This is a genomic window from Rhodovulum sp. YNF3179 (genome assembly GCF_050586465.1).
Lineage (GTDB): Bacteria > Pseudomonadota > Alphaproteobacteria > Rhodobacterales > Rhodobacteraceae > CAJXYS01.
In genome coordinates, this window is the sequence record NZ_JBOCEG010000016.1 from 1 (window position 1) to 551 (window position 551).

Genomic DNA, 551 nt, shown 5'->3' on the forward strand with positions numbered 1-551 from the left:
GCCGTGATCGTGTTCGAGGGCTGGGACGCGTCCGGAAAGGGCGGCACGATCCGTCGGATTTCCGCGGCCCTCGACCCCAGAAGCTTCAAGGTCTGGCCGATAGGGGCACCCCGGAACTACTACCTCGCGCGCCACTACCTGGCCCGGTTCATGGAACGGCTGCCGCCGGAAGGGGCGATAACCGTCTTCGACCGGTCCTGGTACGGCAGGGTGCTGGTGGAACGGGTCGAAGAGCTTACCCCGGAAGAGCGCTGGCGCGCAGCCTATGACGAGATCAACGCCTTCGAGAAGATGCTGGTTGAGGACGACACGCGCGTCGTCAAGATCTTCATGCACATCACGCCGGAGGAGCAGCTCCAGCGTTTCGAGCGTCGATTGCGGGATCCGCTGAAGCGCTGGAAGCTGAGCTACGAGGATTTTCGCAACCGCAAGCACTGGGCCGATTACGAGCAGGCCATCGAGGAGATGCTCGCGCGCACCTCCACCGCACACGCGCCTTGGTGTGTCCTGCCGGCCAACAACAAGAAATACGCGCGGATTGCCGCGATGCA

General features: G+C 63.5%; 1 protein-coding gene. It reads left to right on the top strand.

What is annotated here, in order from left to right; genetic code table 11:
* Window positions 1-551 (top strand): polyphosphate kinase 2 family protein (locus tag ACQ5SP_RS16495; protein WP_430939504.1); only part of this gene is annotated, 551 nt, incomplete at both ends.